The organism is Streptomyces sp. GbtcB7 (genome assembly GCF_019091445.1).
In the GTDB taxonomy this organism is placed as follows: Bacteria; Actinomycetota; Actinomycetes; order Streptomycetales; family Streptomycetaceae; genus Streptomyces; species Streptomyces mirabilis.
Window position 1 is genome coordinate 1 of record NZ_JAGXJM010000798.1, and the last position, 229, is coordinate 229.

The window sequence follows — 229 nt, forward strand, 5'->3', positions numbered from 1 at the left end:
GGTGGTCTGCGCTCCGAGCTTGAGAAGAAGCTCGCGCCGATCGAGGCCTCCGACCAGCCCGACGAGTGGGTCCTGGGCGAGCGTTCATCCGCTGCGCGGTTCGGAGCGACCCTCACTCGCACCAAGCTACGCGGTCGCTTTGCCGACACGATCTACTCGTTCCGGGCGACGCGAACCGTGTTCCGCCCGCACCAGTTCAAGCCGGTTCTCAAGCTTCTGCAGACGGGCC

General features: G+C 66.4%; 1 protein-coding gene. It reads left to right on the forward strand.

Annotated elements, in window-relative coordinates:
* Positions 1-229 (forward strand): hypothetical protein (locus KVT44_RS57600; protein WP_217577281.1); only part of this gene is annotated, 229 nt, incomplete at both ends.